This window comes from Pseudomonas sp. S4_EA_1b (assembly GCF_016307435.1).
GTDB lineage: Bacteria > Pseudomonadota > Gammaproteobacteria > Pseudomonadales > Pseudomonadaceae > Aquipseudomonas > Aquipseudomonas rhodesiae.
In genome coordinates, this window is the sequence record NZ_JAEILC010000010.1 from 152,743 (window position 1) to 171,384 (window position 18,642).

Here is an 18,642-nt window from a genome sequence, read left to right on the forward strand (position 1 = left end):
TGTGTACCTACTCTAAATCCCCCGCGTGACCGAGCTATTACAACTCCTTACAAGATCACCGGTTCGAACACCTACTCCAACAGAAACCGCCAACGATTTCCAGCCGGGCGTTAGACCGATAGCCTCTAGTGGCCAGCATCGACGGGCATAATTAACTGGACTCATTGTTATTTGCCCAAGTTCCCCCAATGTTGAACTACAGATTCCTTACCGGTGATGCCTTCCATGCTCTCAGTCCGTCAACGCCGTGCGATTCGCCTGGCCAGCCGCTTCATCGCGCCCTATCGCTGGCAGGCGTTGGGTGCCCTGGTGGCGCTGATCGTCACCGCCGGCATCACCTTGTCCATGGGGCAGGGCATTCGCCTGCTGGTGGATCAGGGCTTCATGACCCAGTCGCCGCACCTGCTCAACCAATCCATCGGCCTGTTTATGGTGTTGGTGCTGGGCCTGGCGGTCGGCACCTTTGCGCGCTTTTACCTGGTGTCGTGGATCGGCGAGCGGGTGGTGGCGGATATCCGGCGGCAGGTGTTCAACCACTTGATCTATCTGCACCCTGGGTTCTATGAAAACAACCGCAGCTCGGAAATCCAGTCGCGCCTGACCACCGACACCACCCTATTGCAGTCGGTGATCGGTTCATCGCTGTCGCTGTTCCTGCGCAATGGGTTGATGGTGATCGGCGGCATCGTGCTGCTGTTTGTCACCAACCCCAAACTCACCAGCATCGTGGTGGTTGCGCTGCCGCTGGTGCTGGCGCCGATTCTGATCTTCGGCCGTCGGGTGCGCAGTTTGTCGCGCCAGAGCCAGGACCGCATTGCCGATGTGGGCAGCTATGTGGCCGAGACCCTTGGCCAGATCAAGACCGTGCAGGCCTACAACCATCAAGTGCAGGACGAGCAGCGCTTTGCCGTCACCGTCGAACAGGCGTTCAGTACTGCGCGTAAACGCATCGCCCAGCGAGCCTGGCTGATTACCCTGGTGATCATGCTGGTGCTCGGCGCGGTGGGGGTGATGCTGTGGGTGGGCGGCATGGACGTGATCAACGGGCGCATTTCCGGTGGTGAGCTGGCGGCATTCGTGTTCTACAGCCTGATCGTCGGCAGCGCCGTCGGCACGCTGAGCGAGGTGCTCGGCGAACTGCAGCGCGCCGCCGGTGCGGCGGAGCGCATCGCCGAGTTGTTGCAGTCGACCAACCAGATCCAAGCACCAGCTGCTGGCAGCGTGCCACTGCCCGAGCGGGTCAGCGGCCGCATGGAACTGCAAGACCTGCGTTTTTCCTACCCGTCGCGGCCGGACAGCTACGCCATCGATGGCCTGACGCTGACGATCAATCCTGGCGAGACCTTGGCACTGGTCGGGCCGTCCGGCGCGGGCAAGTCGACGATTTTCGATCTATTGTTGCGCTTCTACGATCCCCAGCAAGGCCGCATCCTGCTCGAAGGCCAGCCGCTGACCGCCCTCGACCCCATGGACTTGCGCCGCCACTTCGCCCTGGTGTCCCAGAGCCCCGCGCTGTTTTTCGGCAGCGTCGAAGAGAACATCCGCTACGGCAACCCGAATGCCACACGCGAGCAGGTCGAAGCCGCCGCGCGCATTGCCCACGCCCACGACTTCATTCTGCAAATGCCCGACGGTTACCAGACGCACCTCGGTGATGGGGGGCAGGGCCTCTCCGGCGGCCAACGCCAACGCCTGGCCATCGCCCGCGCGCTGTTGGTGGACGCGCCGATCCTGCTGCTGGACGAGGCCACCAGCGCCCTCGATGCCCAGAGCGAACACCTGATCCAACAGGCCCTGCCGCAACTTATGCAAGGGCGCACCACCCTGGTCATCGCCCACCGGCTGGCCACTGTGAAGAACGCCGATCGAATTGCCGTGATGGATCAAGGAAAACTGATGGCGGTGGGCACTCATCAACAGTTGATTGCAAGCAACCCGCTGTATGCGCGGTTGGCGGCGTTGCAGTTCAGCGATGGGGAAGAATCGGCCAGCTAGGCGATTGTTAGCGGTGATCAGCTCCCATTCCACAGGAGGGGAGCTACTGGATTCCACGCTCCATAAAAAATGCCCGTATCTTCCAATACGGGCATTTATCTTCACGCTTGAGCGGGTTGCTGCTTCAGCCTTCACTGATCGTCAAAATACCGCTCATGCCAATCCACCAATGGCTGTGGCGAGTTGAGCTTCTGCCCGTAGATCACCGAATAAGACAGCACGTTCTGTACGTATTGTCGGGTTTCGTCGAACGGGATGCTCTCCACCCACACGTCGAAACTCAAGTGGTCGGCCCCGCGCAGCCACTGGCGTACGCGGCCGGGGCCGGCGTTGTAGGCGGCGGAGGCGAGCACGCGGTTGCCGTTGAACTGGCTGTGCACTTGGCTCAGGTAAGCGGCGCCCAGTTGGATGTTTTTGTCCGGGTCCAGTACTTGAGACGGGGAGGCCAGTGGGATGCTGAATTTGCGCGCGGTGTCCTTGGCGGTGCCGGGCATCAGTTGCATCAGGCCGCTGGCACCGACGCCGGAACGGGCGTCGTCCATAAAGGCGCTTTCCTGGCGGGTAATAGCGAACACCCAGCTTGAATGCAGCCCGCGTACCTTGGCTTCGCGCACCAGTGTGTCGCGGTGGGCCATCGGGAAACGAATATCCAAGTCATCCCAGTACTGGGCTTGGCTGATGGTGCGGATGGCCGGGAAGTACCATTTCATGTCGTAGGCCAGTTTGGCTTGGGCGACCATCTCGTCACGGTTGAAGTGACGGCTGACGTGATACCACTCGCGGCGGCCGTCGACGATTTGCCCGCGCGCGTAGAACTCCAGGGCACGGCGCACGCCAGGCGTATTGCGCACCTTGTTGACCAGCGCCTGGCTCATCAGCAGCGGCTTGTTTTTCAACTGATAAGGCGCTTTGGAACGGTCGGCGGCCAGGAAGCCATAAAAGTCCCGTTCCTGGGCGAGGTTTTTGTACAGCACCAACGCCTGCGGGTTTTTCGGCTCGGCCAATTCCAGGCTGCGGGCCTGCCAGTAGCGCCAGCGGTTGCTGGTGGCCAGGTCCTGCGGGAGTTTGCGGGTCAGCTGGTAGGCATCTTCCCAGCGCGCCAGGCGCAACAGTAGGCGCAGGCGCCATTCGGAGACCGTATTGTCGCGCAGTTCCGGGTCGTATTTGGTCATCACCTCAAGGGCGCGCGGGTCGAAGCGTTTGGCCAGGGTCAGGCCTATTTCGCGGGCGATCGCGACTTTTTCGTCACGGGAGAAGTGCATGCTACTGGCATAGCCATCGAGCAGCGCCATGGCCTTGTCCGGGTCCTGACGGGCCAGGCGACGCAGGCCCAAGCCCACGGCGTCGGACATCGCCTCGGTGGCCGGCAGGAAGCGCGACGGATCACTGAGCATGTCGGGCTTCTGCGCTACGTCCACCATCAAACGGCCTTGGGCGCCCAGGGCCGGCAGGGTTTTTACCAGGCTGTTGGCCAGCGCGTAATTGCGCGCTTCGGCGGCGAGCTTGGCGCGGTCCCAGATTTTCTGTTCGGTGAGTTGGCCGTCGGCGGCCCACTGGCCAAAAGTCACATCACAGGCGGCCGGTTGGGATTTGCCGGTCATCCAGAGTTTTTCGGCGGTTTTGTAGCCTTCGGCTTTCAGGTTGTGAGTGAGTTGGTATTGGCCGTGCAGGCAGTCCAGCTCGACGAAATTGAGCTTGGGGTCGTAGTACTTTTCAAAGGTCTGCCAGTCACCACGCTCGGCCAGCCAGCGCAACCAGCGCAGCTTCATCCAGTTGGCCTGGGGCAGGTCGCCGTTTTTGGCGAGGAATTGTTCGATTTCTTCGTTGCTGGCGCTCTTCAGGCGTGCGGTCAGCTCGTCGTAGGCCAGGTATGGCGTCAGTGGATAATCGGCCAGGGCCTGGCTGTATTGCATGTACGGGCCGGTATCGCCCTTGACCAGGGCGCGCTTGGCCTCATCGTAATATTGACGTTGAGTGGTGAGGTCCACAGCCTGGGCGGATTGAACGGCGGTGGCGGAAAGAAGCAGACAGGATAAAAAGTTGAAAAGGCGACTGCGCATGAGACATCCGTGCAGAGAAATCACGACTAGCACCGGCACCGCCGACGCTGATTGCCCCTAGCTTAGCCTTTTGCCAGCGGCCCGTGAAAGCTTTGCAGGATGGTTCCTGCAAGTTCGCTGCAAATGTCCTACAGAACGTGTCAACAACGAAAATGCCAGCCGCATCCCACCCTCAACTCAGGTAGAATGCGCGCCCAGTTTTTGGAGAAGCGTATGACCCTGCTCAAATTCAGCGATGTGTCCCTTGCTTTCGGCGCTATGCCGTTGTTGGACAAGGTGTCCTGGCAGATCGCCCGTGGTGAGCGGGTGTGCATCATCGGCCGCAACGGCACCGGCAAGTCCAGCATGATGAAGCTGGTCAAAGGCGATCAGAAGCCCGACGACGGCTCCGTGTGGCGCGCCCCGGGCCTGAAGATCGGCGAATTGCCCCAGGAATTGCCGGTGGCCGACGGACGGACAGTGTTCGACGTGGTTGCCGAAGGCCTGGACGGCGTCGGCGCACTGCTCGCCGAGTACCATCATCTGGCGCAGAACTGCGTCACCGAGGAAGACCTGGACAAGCTGATGCACGTCCAGCAAGACCTCGAAGCCCGTGACGGCTGGCGCTTGCAGCAGCTGGTGGACAGCACCCTGAGCCGCCTGCAACTGCCGGCCGACAAGACCCTCGCCGAATTATCCGGCGGCTGGCGTCGCCGGGTGTTGCTGGCCCAGGCGCTGGTGTCCGAACCGGATCTGCTGCTGCTCGACGAACCGACCAACCACCTGGACATCGGCGCCATTGCCTGGTTGGAAGAGGCCCTGAAGGATTTCCAGGGCGCCGTGCTGTTTATCACCCACGACCGTTCTTTCCTGCAAAACCTGGCAACCCGCATCCTCGAACTGGACCGTGGTGGCCTGATCGACTGGAACGGCGACTACGCCAGCTTCCTGGTACACAAGGAAGCCGCGCTGGCTGCCGAAGAAACCGCCAACGCCTTGTTCGACAAGAAACTGGCCCAGGAAGAAGTCTGGATCCGCCAGGGCATCAAGGCGCGTCGCACCCGTAACGAAGGTCGCGTACGGGCGCTGAAAGCCTTGCGCGTGGAGCGCAGCGAACGTCGCGAGCGCACCGGCAAAGCCAATATCCAGCTGGATACCGCCGACAAGTCGGGCAAGCAAGTGATGGTGCTGGAGAACGTCAGCTTCCATCACCCGGACGGCCCGTTCCTGATCAAGGACTTCTCCATGGTCCTGCAGCGCGGCGACCGGATCGGCCTGCTCGGCGCCAACGGTACCGGCAAAACCACGCTGCTCAAGCTGATGCTCAGCGGTCTGCAACCGACCAGCGGCACCGTGGCCGAAGGCACGCGTATCGATGTGGCTTATTTCGACCAACTGCGCCACCAGCTGGACCTGGAAAAGACCGTGATCGATAACGTGGCCGAAGGCCGTGACTTCATCGATATCGACGGCCAGAGCCGCCACGTACTCAGCTACCTCGGCGATTTCCTGTTCAGCCCGCAGCGCGCGCGTACGCCGGTAAAAGCCTTGTCCGGTGGTGAGCGGGCGCGTCTGCTGCTGGCCAAATTGTTCAGCAAGCCGGCGAACCTGCTGGTGCTCGACGAACCGACCAACGACCTGGACGTGGAAACCCTCGAACTGCTGGAGGAGGTGCTGCTGACCTTCAACGGCACCGTGCTGATGGTCAGCCACGACCGGGCATTCCTCGACAACGTGGTGACCAGTACCCTGGTCTTCGAAGGCGAAGGCAAGGTGCGCGAATATGTCGGTGGCTATCAGGACTGGCTACGCCAGGGCGGCTCGCCGCGTCTGTTGGGCGTGACCGAGAGCAAATCCGGCAAGGCCGACTTGAACTCGGCGGTGGTTACGCCGGTGGCCGCGCCAGCACCCGCGCAGGAAACCGCACCAACGGCTAAGAAAAAGCTCAGCTACAAATTGCAGCGCGAGCTGGAAGCTTTGCCGGGGGATATCGAGGCCAAGGAGCAGCAGATCGCTGCAGTAGAGGCGCAAATGGCTGACGCAGGTTTCTACCTGCGTCCTGCGGCAGAAACCGCCAAGGTCATTGCTTCTCTGGAGACGTTGAATCAGGAGCTGGAAGCATTGGTCGAGCGTTGGGCCGAGCTGGATGCCTGAGTGACCTTGGTGCAGTAAAAAGCCCGGCGCCCTCATGGGGGCGTCGGGCTTTTTTCATATGAAATGCGGTTCAAATGGGGGAGGGATTGCTCCCTCCCAGATTAGCTCTGCATCGGTCCTAGGCGCTTTTTACCAGCTTCACCGCCAGCACATCGCACGGCGCGCCGTGCAGCACATCATTGGCGGTGGAGCCCAGCAGCAGCGCCAGGCCGTGACGGCCATGGCTGCCGACCACGATCAGGTCACAGCCTTGCTCCTTGGCGAGGTGGTGGATCTCCTGGCGCGGCTGGCCGTAGGTCAGGTGTGAGTTTTCTTTGGTCACTTCCGGGTATTTGGCTATCAGGCGGTCGAGACGTTCTTTGGCTTGGTCGAACTGTTGTTGCTGCAGTTGGGACAGGTCCATCGGAACATCGCCGCCGAAGGCCATGGCCATGGGTTCGACGATATGCACGAGGGACAGTTTGGCGCCGCTGGCGACCGCGAAAGCCCGGGCGCGCTTGATCACTGGATCGCACTCTTCGGTCAGATCTACGGCGACCAGAATATGTTCGTATGACATGAGGCGTTCCTCCAGAGGACTGCAATAAATTAAGTATGGCTGGTTTCAAGCGGATGGGGTTGCGTCAGGTCAAATCCGCTCATCAGAAAAATCGGGAGTACACATATGACGGTCTGGATAGTGGTGTCAATCCTTGTAGTGGTATTGAGCCCCCTGGCATGGCTGCGCCCGTCGCGTCACCAGAGCGGGCGCATGGCCTTGCGCATGGAGGCGCGCCGCATGGGGTTGGCCATGCAGTTGGCGCCCCAGGAGTGGCCGCACTGGCTCAAGCAAGAGCCGCCGAGCCCTTGCGCCCAGTACTGCCGGCCACGACGCGGCGCCACGCCGGCCATTTGGAGTTACTGGCAACTGGAGCCGGGGGTGTGGGTTAACCAATGGCGAGAAAACTGCGTAGATGAGAAGTTGTTGCCGCATTTTTCAACGTTGCCGGCCAACGTCTACAAAGTCGAAGCCGACAAGCAAATGATTGCCTTGTATTGGGGCGAGAAGGGCGATGCCAGTGTCTTAAAGGACATCGACGCGTTGCTCAAGGCACTGGCCTGAACCCAGGCGGCCCAGACTCAAACAGGCATTAAAAAGCCCGACATTCTCATCGGGCTGGAGTTGGCCAGGCAGGCCGGTGAATCTTGCGCCGGGTGTTGTCTTCTGGCGCTGTACGGTTGGCGCTAGCGTAGCCGTATCTCTCAATCTGTACAGCCCTTTCCCAAATAACTGAAATTATTGATTTCGTGAATAGTTGAATATTGACGAAGCGCGGGCCTATGGTTGAGGTTCTGAAATGACTGGAAAGTCGCGTTTTTCCTAGCCTTTGGAGCGATTGACAATTGCTCGGAATTGGATGAAGGTGGCGTACCCAAATCAAACGGGCGTATGAATTGAGCGTTTGTCTGTCAGACCGTTCATACATAATCCCGACTATCGCATTGGCGGGTGTGCCTGGCGGATTGGCATGAGCATTGACCTAACCATCAGTGTCCAACCATAGGCCAGCGTCCGATGTGTACTGTTCAGCTTCCATATCGTGGAGATCAGTTGATGATTTACGAAGGTAAAGCCATCACGGTTAAGGCTCTTGAAAGTGGCATCGTCGAATTGAAATTCGACCTCAAGGGTGAGTCCGTCAACAAGTTCAACCGTCTAACCCTGAACGAACTGCGTCAGGCCGTAGACACCATCAAAGCAGATGCTTCGGTCAAGGGCGTGATCGTCTCCAGCGGCAAGGACGTGTTCATCGTCGGCGCTGACATCACCGAATTCGTCGACAACTTCAAGCTGCCCGATGCCGAGCTGGTGGCTGGCAACCTCGAAGCCAACAAGATTTTCAGCGATTTCGAAGACCTCAACGTCCCGACCGTTGCCGCGATCAATGGCATCGCCCTCGGCGGTGGTCTGGAAATGTGCCTGGCCGCTGACTTCCGCGTGATGTCGGCCACCGCAAAAATCGGCCTGCCGGAAGTGAAACTGGGCATCTACCCAGGCTTCGGCGGCACCGTGCGTTTGCCACGCCTGATCGGTGCGGACAACGCCATCGAGTGGATCGCCGCCGGTAAGGAAAACAAAGCCGAAGACGCCCTGAAAGTCGGCGCTGTCGACGCAGTGGTTGCTCCGGAAAAACTGGCCGAGGCCGCGCTGAACCTGATCAAAGGTGCCATCAGCGGCGAGTTCGACTACAAGGCCAAGCGCCAGCCCAAGCTGGAAAAGCTCAAGCTCAACGCCATCGAACAAATGATGTCGTTCGAAACCGCCAAAGGTTTCGTGGCTGGCCAGGCCGGCCCGAACTACCCGGCGCCGGTTGAAGCGATCAAGACCATCCAGAAAGCCGCGAACTTCGGTCGCGACAAAGCCCTGGAAGTGGAAGCGGCTGGTTTCGTCAAACTGGCGAAAACCTCGGCGGCCCAGAGCCTGATCGGCCTGTTCCTGAACGATCAGGAACTGAAGAAAAAGGCCAAGGCCTACGATGAAATCGCCAGCGACGTGAAACAGGCTGCCGTACTCGGCGCCGGTATCATGGGCGGCGGCATCGCCTATCAGTCGGCGTCCAAAGGCACGCCGATCCTGATGAAAGACATCAACGAACACGGTATCGAGCAGGGTCTGGCGGAAGCCGCCAAACTGCTGGTGGGGCGTGTGGATAAAGGTCGCATGACCGCAGCGAAAATGGCTGAAGTGCTTAACGGCATTCGTCCTACGCTGTCCTACGGCGATTTCGGTCACGTCGACCTGGTGGTCGAAGCGGTTGTCGAGAACCCGAAGGTCAAGCAGGCCGTGTTGGCTGAAGTGGAAGCACAGGTCAAGGAAGGCACCATTCTGGCGTCTAACACCTCGACCATTTCCATCTCGCTGCTGGCCAAGGCCCTCAAGCGTCCGGAAAATTTCGTCGGCATGCACTTCTTCAACCCGGTACATATGATGCCGCTGGTGGAAGTGATCCGTGGCGAGAAGTCCAGCGAACATGCGGTGGCAACCACCGTTGCCTACGCCAAGAAAATGGGCAAGAACCCGATCGTGGTCAACGACTGCCCGGGCTTCCTGGTCAACCGCGTGCTGTTCCCTTACTTCGGTGGTTTCGCCAAGTTGGTCAGTGCCGGCGTGGACTTCGTGCGCATCGACAAAGTCATGGAAAAATTCGGCTGGCCAATGGGCCCGGCGTACCTGATGGACGTGGTCGGCATCGACACCGGCCACCACGGCCGCGATGTGATGGCTGAAGGCTTCCCGGACCGCATGAAAGACGACCGCCGTTCGGCTGTCGACGCCCTGTACGACGCTAAGCGCCTGGGCCAGAAAAACGGTAAGGGCTTCTACGCCTACGAGGCGGACAAGAAAGGCAAGCAGAAGAAAGTGGCCGATCCGTCGGTGCACGAAGTGCTGGCACCGATTGTGTACGAGCAGCGTGAAGTGTCCGACGAGGACATCATCAACTGGATGATGATCGCCCTGTGCCTGGAAACCGTACGTTGCCTGGAAGATGGCATCGTCGAGACCGCCGCCGAAGCCGATATGGGCTTGGTGTACGGTATTGGTTTCCCTCCATTCCGTGGTGGTGCACTGCGTTACATCGACTCGATCGGTGTGGCCGAGTTCGTTGCCCTGGCTGATCAATACGCTGAGCTGGGCCCGCTGTACCACCCGACCGCGAAGCTGCGTGAAATGGCCAAGAACGGCCAGAGCTTCTTCGGTTAAGCGCCCAGACGACTAGAGCGAGAATATTTATGAGCTTGAATCCAAGAGACGTCGTGATTGTCGACTTCGGTCGCACGCCGATGGGCCGCTCCAAGGGCGGCATGCACCGCAACACCCGCGCCGAAGACATGTCGGCGCACCTGATCAGCAAAGTGCTGGAACGTAACACCAAGGTCGATCCGAACGAAGTCGAGGACGTGATCTGGGGCTGCGTCAACCAGACCCTGGAGCAGGGCTGGAACATCGCGCGCATGGCGTCGCTGATGACTCAGATCCCCCACACTGCGGCCGGCCAGACCGTCAGCCGCCTGTGCGGTTCGTCCATGAGCGCGTTGCACACTGCCGCCCAGGCGATCATGACCGGTAACGGTGACGTGTTCGTGGTCGGTGGCGTGGAGCACATGGGTCACGTCAGCATGATGCACGGCGTCGATCCGAACCCGCACATGTCGCTGTACGCGGCCAAGGCCTCCGGCATGATGGGCCTGACGGCGGAAATGCTCGGCAAGATGCACGGCATTACCCGTGAAGCCCAGGACGCATTCGGCCTGCGCTCCCACCAGCTCGCCCATAAGGCGACGGTGGAAGGCAAGTTCAGGGATGAAATCATCCCGATGAACGGCTATGACGAGAACGGTTTCCTGAAACTGTTCGACTACGACGAAACCATTCGTCCGGATACCACCCTGGAAAGCCTGGCGGCCTTGAAGCCGGCATTCAATCCCAAGGGCGGCACCGTGACGGCGGGTACTTCGTCGCAAATCACCGACGGCGCATCGTGCATGATCGTGATGTCGGCGCAACGCGCCCAAGACCTCGGGATCCAGCCTTTGGCGGTGATCCGTTCGATGGCGGTGGCCGGCGTGGACCCGGCTATCATGGGCTACGGTCCGGTACCGGCCACGCAAAAAGCCTTGAAGCGCGCGGGCCTTTCCATCACCGATATCGACTTCTTCGAACTCAACGAAGCTTTCGCTGCACAGGCCCTGCCGGTGTTGAAAGATTTGAAAGTGCTCGACAAGATGAACGAGAAGGTTAACCTGCACGGCGGCGCGATTGCCCTGGGCCACCCATTCGGTTGCTCCGGTGCGCGGATCTCTGGCACGCTGCTTAACGTGATGAAGCAAAATGGCGGCAACCTCGGGGTAGCCACCATGTGCATTGGTCTCGGCCAAGGCATTTCCACCGTCTTCGAACGCGTCTAAGCGTTGGGTTGACGGAAGCCGGGGCCCAGTGCCCCGGTTTTTGTTTTTTGGATTTTTTAATATTTTTTTTAATAAATTTTGTAAGGGGGCCAGAGCATGAATGTCACACCAGGGCTCTATCAGCATTACAAGGGTCCGCAGTACCGGGTTTTCAGCGTGGCGCGCCATTCCGAGACCGAAGAACAAGTCGTGTTTTACCAAGCACTGTATGGAGATTACGGCTTTTGGGTGCGCCCCTTGAGCATGTTCCTTGAGAGCGTCGAGGTTGACGGCGAGCAGGTCCCACGCTTTGCTTTGGTCCAGGCCGAACCCAGTCTTTTTAAAGGGCAATAACCGCAGGCCGCGCAGAATGCTGCGCTTGACCTCACCCGGTTGCCACTATATATAGCGTTGCCGCGTCAGGCGCCAACTGCCTTTCACTTCTCGAATTCAGGAATTTTCCGATCCATGGGCAAATCGCTGGTCATTGTGGAATCCCCGGCTAAGGCCAAGACCATCAACAAGTACTTGGGCAACGAGTACGTGGTGAAGTCGAGTATCGGCCATATCCGAGACCTGCCCACCAGCGGTTCGGCTAGCGCCAGCAAGGAGCCAGCCGCCAAGCGCGGCAAGGCCGCTGCGGGCGAAGGTCCGGTGCTCACACCCAAGGAGAAAGCGCGCAAGCAGCTGGTCTCGCGCATGGGTGTGGACCCGGACCATGGCTGGAAGGCCAAGTACGAGATCCTTCCTGGCAAGGAAAAGGTCATCGAAGAGCTGCGCCGGCTCGCCAAGGATGCTGACACCATCTATCTCGCGACGGACTTGGACCGCGAAGGGGAGGCCATTGCCTGGCACCTGCGGGAAGCCATCGGCGGTGACGACAGCCGCTACAAGCGCGTCGTGTTCAACGAAATTACCAAGAAAGCCATCCAGGAAGCCTTCTCCAAGCCGGGCGAGTTGGATATCGACCGCGTCAATGCCCAGCAGGCGCGGCGTTTCCTCGATCGCGTGGTGGGTTATATGGTCTCGCCGCTGCTGTGGGCCAAGATCGCCCGTGGCCTGTCCGCCGGCCGTGTGCAGTCGGTTGCCGTGAAGCTGGTGGTGGAGCGTGAGCGTGAGATTCGTGCGTTCATCCCTGAAGAGTACTGGGAAGTCCACGCCGACCTGGGCACCGCCAAGGGCGCCAATGTGCGCTTTGAAGTGGCCCGCGAGAAAGGCGAAGCCTTCAAGCCGCTGAACGAAGCCCAGGCCATGGCTGCGCTGGAGAAGCTCAAGGCGTCCAGCTACAGCATCGTCAAGCGTGAAGACAAACCGACCAGCAGCAAGCCGTCGGCACCTTTCATCACCTCCACCCTGCAACAGGCCGCGAGCAACCGCCTGGGCTTCGGTGTGAAAAAAACCATGATGATGGCCCAGCGTCTGTATGAAGCCGGCTACATCACTTATATGCGTACCGACTCCACCAACCTGTCGGTGGACGCGGTCGCCATGGCGCGAACCTACATCGAAAGCGAGTTCGGCAAGAAGTACCTGCCGGAGAAGCCTAACGTCTATAGCAGCAAGGAAGGCGCACAGGAGGCTCACGAAGCGATTCGTCCTTCCGACGCCAACACCGAGCCAAGCAAGCTGAGCGGCATGGAGCGCGACGCTGAGCGCCTCTACGAGCTGATCTGGCGCCAGTTCCTGGCCTGCCAGATGCTGCCGGCGCAGTACCTGTCCACCACGGTTACCGTGGCGGCCTCCGACTTCGAGCTGCGTGCCAAGGGCCGCATTCTCAAATTCGACGGTTATACCCGCGTGATGCCGCAGATCGCCAAGCCTGGTGACGACGATGTGCTGCCGGACATGGCTCAGGGCGATACATTGAAGCTGATCAAGCTCGATCCGTCCCAGCACTTCACCAAGCCGCCGGCGCGTTATTCGGAAGCCAGCCTGGTCAAGGAGATGGAAAAGCGCGGTATCGGTCGCCCTTCGACCTACGCGGCGATCATTTCCACCATCCAGGACCGTGGCTATGTGGCGCTGCATAATCGTCGTTTCTATTCGGAAAAGATGGGTGACATCGTCACCGAGCGTCTCTCCGAGAGCTTCTCCAACCTGATGGATTACGGCTTCACTGCCGGCATGGAAGAGAATCTCGACGACGTGGCCCAGGGCGAGCGCGATTGGAAAAACGTGCTGGACGAGTTCTACGGCGACTTCAAGAAGAAGCTTGAGGTGGCCGAGAGCCCCGAGAACGGCATGCGCGCCAACCAGCCGGTGATGACGGATATCCCGTGCCAGACCTGCGGTCGGCCGATGCAGATTCGCACGGCGTCCACCGGTGTGTTCCTTGGTTGCTCGGGCTACAGCCTGCCGCCGAAAGAGCGCTGCAAGGCCACGGTCAACCTGGTGCCGGGCGATGAAATCGCGGCTGACGACGAGGGTGAATCCGAGTCGTTGGTGCTGCGTGGCAAGCACCGCTGCCCGATCTGCAGCACGGCGATGGATGCCTACCTGTTGGATGAGAAGCACAAGCTGCATATCTGCGGTAACAACCCGGATTGCAACGGCTACGAGATCGAAGAAGGCACCTACCGCATCAAGGGCTACGAAGGTCCGAGCCTGGAATGCGACAAGTGCGGTAGCGAGATGCAGCTCAAGACTGGCCGCTTCGGTAAGTTCTTTGGCTGTACCAACCCGACGTGCAAGAACACCCGCAAACTGCTCAAGAGCGGCGATGCGGCGCCGCCGAAGATGGACCCGGTGAAGATGCCGGAGCTCAAGTGCGAAAAGGTCAACGACACCTACATTCTGCGTGACGGTGCCTCTGGCTTGTTCCTGGCAGCCAGCCAGTTCCCGAAAAACCGCGAGACTCGTGCGCCGCTAGTAATGGAAATCGTGCCGCACAAGGACGAGATCGATCCTAAGTACCACTTCCTGTGTGAAGCGCCGAAGAAGGATCCGGATGGTCGCCCAGCCGTGATTCGCTACAGCCGCAAGACCAAGGAACAGTACGTGCAGTCCGAGGTCGACGGTAAGCCGACCGGCTGGAAAGCCTTCTATGAAGGCGGCAAGTGGAAGGTCGAGGACAAGCGTCAGGGCGCCTGATCTGTCGGATGCGCTGAAGATCCAAATAGCGGAGGGGTAAGCCCCTCCCATATTTGGATCTTTTAGATCCTGAAGTAGCGTTTTGATCTGCATAAGCAGCGCTTGATTGCGCTTGCAGTCGATTCGGCTGATCCGTGACACTATTCAGCCAGCATCACGCCTAATTCGTTGTGGAGACTGCCGTTATGGCCCACGAACTCTATACCCGTACCAATCAGAAAATTTACTTCGCGGGTTTATCCCTGGAAGCCCTTGGCCGCGCCGAGGAAGGTAAGGAGATGAACGCGATCGCGCTGGTGCAGGCCGGGCGTGAAGCGGCGTTATTCCACCTGTACGGCGCTTTGCTGGGCCTGTGCCATGAAATAGCAGGGTTCTATCGCCTGCCGCAGGCGGGTTCTCCTCGGGCAGAGATGATCATGAGCCGCGAAGTATTGGACGCCATGGCCATTCCCGAGTTGGCCGAGCTGGTGGAAATGGCCCAAAGCCCTGAAAGCTGGTTGGCGCGCTTGCTCAAGGCCCATGCCGATATGTTCCAGCCGCCGCGCATTCCTCATGTGCCCAAGGGCGATGTGACCCAGCCGCTGATCGTTGCGGTTGCAGTGGAAGACGAGGAGCCTGAACCTTTGAGCCGGAAAGAGCTGGAGAGCTGGCGCCAGGAACTGAAAAAACTGGCACTGCGTTTTCGGGAAGGGTTGAGCGAGTGCTAGAACGCAGGGCAATGGCGTGGCGCTAACCACGCCGTTCATCAAGACGTAAAGAAACCTGTTGAGATCCGCACCGAGGCTTGGCGGATGACTGATATAATCCTGCCCTTTCGTGGAGAACAGACTTTTATGCCGACGTCCTTTCTGGAAATTGTTGAACTGCCTGACGGCCGAATTGAGCTGCGCCGGGCGGAGGACGAAGGTTCTCTGGTTATCTTGGATTTTTCCGAGGACGCCAAAGCATTTCTGCAAGGTCAGCATGTGGAAGTGGCGAAAGCCATGTTGAGCGTCGGCGTGCAGATGGCTGGTCGCCTGGCCGAGGGCGAGCCGGAGAAAGAAGACGGGCCGCGGGTCCTTCACTGATTTCAGGCTGTTCGGTATTGTTGTGGTCGGCGGGCTTATCCCACGTCCGGCTGCGAAGCAGCGCTCCAATATGGGACACGCCCGCTGACCACAAAGAGCATCTTCACCCCAGCGAGCCCTGCTGAGGCCCTCCGCGTAGCGAAACCTTCATCCCAATCGAATATTCAAGCTCTGTGCATCCCCAACACGCGCAGCGCTCACCAGTTGTTGCTTAGCGGCCGCGTTCAATGGGTTGAGCCAGCTGACCACGGTGTGGCTTCGGCCCAAGCGTAAGGCCTCGCAAGTCAGCTGTTGCGCGCTTTGCGTGCCGCGCGGTTGCAGCAACAGGATACGTTCGCGGTTAAGGCCGGCGTCCCGCAGCCAAGCCTGGGTAAGACTGGCAGGCGGAGCGATCAGCGTTAGCCAGCGGGCGTCCTGTTCCTCGCTCAATTCGCGAAGAATTGGCGCCAGCAGGCTCAGGCAGCTCCCGGCAGCACCGCGCAACGACAGCTCACTGAACACCTCGGGTTCGGCGCTCCAGGGCGCTTCGACCGTTTCCTTGAGGATAGGCGCGAGAGGATGGGCCATAAAGGCCTCGAACAGCGACAGTTGGGTGTGTTGTGGGGTGTGTACGAGCTGCATGGTGCCTCCTCTAGCGGCGAATGACGCCGACGCTCAAGCCTTCGATCACCAGATCCTGATCTTTCAGGTTCACTTCAATCGGGGCGAACTCAGGGTTCTCGGCCAGTAGCCAGACCTTGCTGCCTTCACGCTTGAAGCGTTTGACGGTGACTTCATCGCCGATACGGGCCACGACGATCTGACCATTACGGGCTTCGCGGGTGGTATGGACGGCCAGCAGATCACCGTCGAAGATACCGACGTCCTTCATACTCATGCCGTGTACCCGCAAGAGGTAATCAGCGCGAGGGTGGAAGAAGGTCGGATTAATGTTGCAGGATTCCTCGACGTGCTGCTGCGCCAGGATCGGCGCACCGGCGGCGACACGGCCGATGATGGGCAGCGTCGACTCGTCGGCCTTGGCCTCGAAGCCAGGGATGCGAATGCCCCGCGAAGCACCGGGGGTCATCTCGATAGCGCCTTTGCGTGCGAGGGCCTTGAGGTGTTCTTCGGCGGCGTTAGGGGACTTGAACCCCAGTTCCAGCGCAATTTCGGCTCGTGTCGGCGGGTAGCCGTTGTCGTCGAGGCAGCGCTTGATAAAAGCCAGAATCTCAGCTTGGCGTGGCGTCAGTTTTAGCATGTTGATCGCTCTGTCTTTTTATACAGTGACTGGGATTATATACAGTGAACTGCGCTTGGCAATCATCCTTTTTCGGCACTCCGCTGGACGGTCATTCGATATCCGTCCTACAAGTCACGGATAGCGCTACCTACAGACGGATACGGATGTGATTAAATAGCACGCACATGCATGACTGCCCGGCCGGAAAACGGCTCCTCAGGCTTGACAAGACACACCCTGAAACGTATGTTTCAAACAAGTGTTTGTCAGGCGGAGTAGCCATGGCCCAGTCGGAAACCGTTGAGCGCATTCTCGATGCTGCTGAGCAATTGTTCGCGGAAAAAGGATTTGCTGAAACTTCATTGCGGCTGATTACCAGCAAAGCCGGGGTCAACCTCGCGGCGGTGAATTACCATTTCGGCTCGAAGAAAGCCCTTATCCAGGCCGTTTTTTCACGCTTTCTGGGGCCTTTCTGCGCCAGCCTCGACCGCGAGCTTGAACGTCGCCAGGCCAAGGCCGACAACAAGCCCAGCCTTGAAGAATTGCTGGAAATTCTCGTTGAGCAGGCGCTGGTAGTGCAACCGCGTAGCGGTAACGACCTGTCGATCTTTATGCGTTTGCTCGGCCTGGCGTTCAGTCAGAGTCAAGGCCACCTGCGGCGTTACCTGGAAGACATGTACGGCAAGGTATTTCGTCGCTATATGTTGCTGGTCAACGAAGCTGCCCCACGTATTCCACCGGTCGAACTGTTCTGGCGCGTCCACTTTATGCTCGGCGCGGCGGCGTTCAGTATGTCCGGGATCAAGGCATTGCGCGCGATTGCCGAGACCGACTTCGGCGTTAACACTTCCATTGAGCAAGTGATGCGTTTGATGGTGCCTTTCCTCGCCGCCGGCATGCGTGCCGAAACCGGCGTGACCGACCCAACCATGGCCGCCGCGCAACTGCGCCCACGCAGCAAAACAGTGCCCATTCCCGCCAAGGTTTGATTGCCCTGGGTGTGCGCGGCCATTGGCATCCGCTAAGCTAGCCGCCATGCCGATTTCAGCTATTTATTCGCAACCCGTTGTGCTCGCCGCGCCCTTCGTGCGCCGTGAGCGCAACGGGTTGTGTGCGTTATATAAGGAAGGTTTATGACTGCTGCCCTGCAAGGTTCTTTGATGGTCGACGTGGCCGGTACCTGGCTCACGGCTGAGGATCGCCACTTGTTGCGCCAGCCTGAAGTGGGTGGGCTGATTATTTTCGCGCGCAATATCGAACATCCGCGCCAGGTGCGTGAACTGAGCGCGGCCATTCGCGCGGTGCGCCCCGACCTGTTGCTGGCCGTCGACCAAGAGGGCGGCCGCGTGCAGCGCCTACGCCAGGGCTTTGTGCGCCTGCCGGCCATGCGAGCGCTCGCGGACACCCCCAACGCTGAATACCTGGCCGAGCAATGCGGCTGGATCATGGCTACGGAAGTGCTGGCGGTTGGCCTTGACCTGAGTTTTGCCCCGGTACTGGACCTTGATTACCAACGCAGCGCTGTGGTCGGCACCCGATCCTTCGAGGGCGACCCGGAGCGTGCCGCCTTACTCGCCGGTGCCTTTATCCGTGGCATGAACAGCGCCGGTATGGCTGCCACCGGTAAACATTTCCCAGGCCACGGCTGGGCTGAGGCCGATTCCCACGTCGCAATTCCTAATGACGAGCGCAGCCTGGAGCAGATTCGCGCCAATGATCTGGTGCCTTTCGCACGTCTGAGCCAGCAATTGGCGGCGGTGATGCCGGCCCACGTGATCTACCCGCAGGTGGACGCCCAGCCTGCCGGTTTTTCGCGTCGCTGGTTGCAAGACATTCTGCGCGGCGAGTTGCAATTCGATGGGGTGATTTTCAGTGACGACTTGTCCATGGCCGGTGCCCATGTGGTCGGTGACGCGGCCAGCCGTATCGAGGCCGCGTTGACCGCCGGTTGCGACATGGGCTTGGTGTGCAATGATCGCGCGGCGGCGGAGTTGGCGTTGAGTGCTGCGCAGCGTATGAAGGTCACGCCGTCGCCTCGCATCGCGCGCATGCGCGGTCAGGCAATGGCTTCAACGGAGTACAAGCAAGACCCGCGCTGGTTGGCGGCGCTTACGGCGTTACGCGAAGCCCAGTTGATCGACTGATACCT

Annotated in this window: 15 protein-coding genes; 11 read left to right on the forward strand and 4 right to left on the reverse strand. The window is 59.8% G+C overall.

Annotated features, from left to right (window positions below):
* Window positions 1-216: 216 nt before the first annotated feature.
* Window positions 217-1,995, forward strand: coding sequence for an ABC transporter transmembrane domain-containing protein (locus YA0848_RS03365; RefSeq protein WP_169903448.1), 1,779 nt, complete (start codon window positions 217-219; stop codon window positions 1,993-1,995).
* 131 nt (window positions 1,996-2,126) lie between these two features.
* Here YA0848_RS03365 and YA0848_RS03370 read toward each other — a convergent pair whose 3' ends face one another.
* Window positions 2,127-4,055: a transglycosylase SLT domain-containing protein gene (locus YA0848_RS03370; RefSeq protein WP_169903449.1), complete on the reverse strand. Its 1,929-nt coding sequence runs from the start codon at window positions 4,053-4,055 to the stop codon at window positions 2,127-2,129.
* 213 nt (window positions 4,056-4,268) lie between these two features.
* Between YA0848_RS03370 and YA0848_RS03375 the strand changes: the two genes are divergently transcribed.
* Window positions 4,269-6,188, forward strand: a complete 1,920-nt coding sequence (locus tag YA0848_RS03375; RefSeq protein ID WP_034112455.1) for an ATP-binding cassette domain-containing protein — start codon at window positions 4,269-4,271, stop codon at window positions 6,186-6,188.
* A gap of 118 nt (window positions 6,189-6,306) precedes the next feature.
* On the opposite strand, the gene YA0848_RS03380 is transcribed toward YA0848_RS03375, so the two are convergent.
* Window positions 6,307-6,747 (reverse strand): universal stress protein, encoded by a 441-nt coding sequence (locus tag YA0848_RS03380; protein WP_034096471.1) that lies wholly within the window; start codon window positions 6,745-6,747, stop codon window positions 6,307-6,309.
* 105 nt (window positions 6,748-6,852) lie between these two features.
* Here YA0848_RS03380 and YA0848_RS03385 point away from each other — a divergent pair, with 105 nt between their 5' ends.
* The 7 genes from YA0848_RS03385 to YA0848_RS03415 all read left to right on the forward strand — a co-directional run bounded on the left by YA0848_RS03385 (window position 6,853) and on the right by YA0848_RS03415 (window position 15,271).
* On the forward strand, window positions 6,853-7,290 hold the full coding sequence (locus YA0848_RS03385; RefSeq protein ID WP_034096472.1) for a hypothetical protein: 438 nt from the start codon (window positions 6,853-6,855) through the stop codon (window positions 7,288-7,290).
* A 492-nt stretch (window positions 7,291-7,782) separates the two neighbouring features.
* Window positions 7,783-9,930, forward strand: coding sequence for a fatty acid oxidation complex subunit alpha FadB (gene fadB / locus YA0848_RS03390; RefSeq protein WP_034096473.1), 2,148 nt, complete (start codon window positions 7,783-7,785; stop codon window positions 9,928-9,930).
* Between the two features lie 29 nt (window positions 9,931-9,959).
* Window positions 9,960-11,135 (forward strand): acetyl-CoA C-acyltransferase FadA, encoded by a 1,176-nt coding sequence (gene fadA / locus YA0848_RS03395; RefSeq protein ID WP_169903450.1) that lies wholly within the window; start codon window positions 9,960-9,962, stop codon window positions 11,133-11,135.
* Window positions 11,136-11,231: 96 nt separating this feature from the next.
* A complete protein-coding gene (locus YA0848_RS03400; protein WP_034096475.1) occupies window positions 11,232-11,468 on the forward strand; it encodes a DUF1653 domain-containing protein in 237 nt (78 codons plus the stop codon).
* Between the two features lie 114 nt (window positions 11,469-11,582).
* On the forward strand, window positions 11,583-14,204 hold the full coding sequence (gene topA, locus YA0848_RS03405; RefSeq protein WP_034096476.1) for a type I DNA topoisomerase: 2,622 nt from the start codon (window positions 11,583-11,585) through the stop codon (window positions 14,202-14,204).
* A 185-nt stretch (window positions 14,205-14,389) separates the two neighbouring features.
* Window positions 14,390-14,911, forward strand: coding sequence for a DUF6586 family protein (locus YA0848_RS03410; protein WP_034096477.1), 522 nt, complete (start codon window positions 14,390-14,392; stop codon window positions 14,909-14,911).
* A 126-nt stretch (window positions 14,912-15,037) separates the two neighbouring features.
* Window positions 15,038-15,271, forward strand: coding sequence for a hypothetical protein (locus YA0848_RS03415; protein WP_017254451.1), 234 nt, complete (start codon window positions 15,038-15,040; stop codon window positions 15,269-15,271).
* 147 nt (window positions 15,272-15,418) lie between these two features.
* On the opposite strand, the gene sulA is transcribed toward YA0848_RS03415, so the two are convergent.
* Window positions 15,419-15,892 (reverse strand): SOS-induced cell division inhibitor SulA, encoded by a 474-nt coding sequence (gene sulA, locus YA0848_RS03420; RefSeq protein ID WP_034096478.1) that lies wholly within the window; start codon window positions 15,890-15,892, stop codon window positions 15,419-15,421.
* Window positions 15,893-15,902: 10 nt separating this feature from the next.
* Window positions 15,903-16,511: a transcriptional repressor LexA gene (gene lexA, locus YA0848_RS03425; RefSeq protein ID WP_003172575.1), complete on the reverse strand. Its 609-nt coding sequence runs from the start codon at window positions 16,509-16,511 to the stop codon at window positions 15,903-15,905.
* A gap of 263 nt (window positions 16,512-16,774) precedes the next feature.
* On the opposite strand from lexA, the gene YA0848_RS03430 reads away from it, so the two are divergent.
* Together YA0848_RS03430 and nagZ are read left to right on the forward strand one after the other, a co-directional pair.
* Window positions 16,775-17,482 carry a TetR/AcrR family transcriptional regulator gene (locus YA0848_RS03430; RefSeq protein WP_169903452.1) on the forward strand — a complete coding sequence of 236 codons (708 nt, stop codon included), beginning with the start codon at window positions 16,775-16,777 and terminating at the stop codon, window positions 17,480-17,482.
* A 144-nt stretch (window positions 17,483-17,626) separates the two neighbouring features.
* Window positions 17,627-18,637, forward strand: a complete 1,011-nt coding sequence (nagZ, locus tag YA0848_RS03435) for a beta-N-acetylhexosaminidase (protein WP_169903453.1) — start codon at window positions 17,627-17,629, stop codon at window positions 18,635-18,637.
* Window positions 18,638-18,642: the final 5 nt, after the last annotated feature.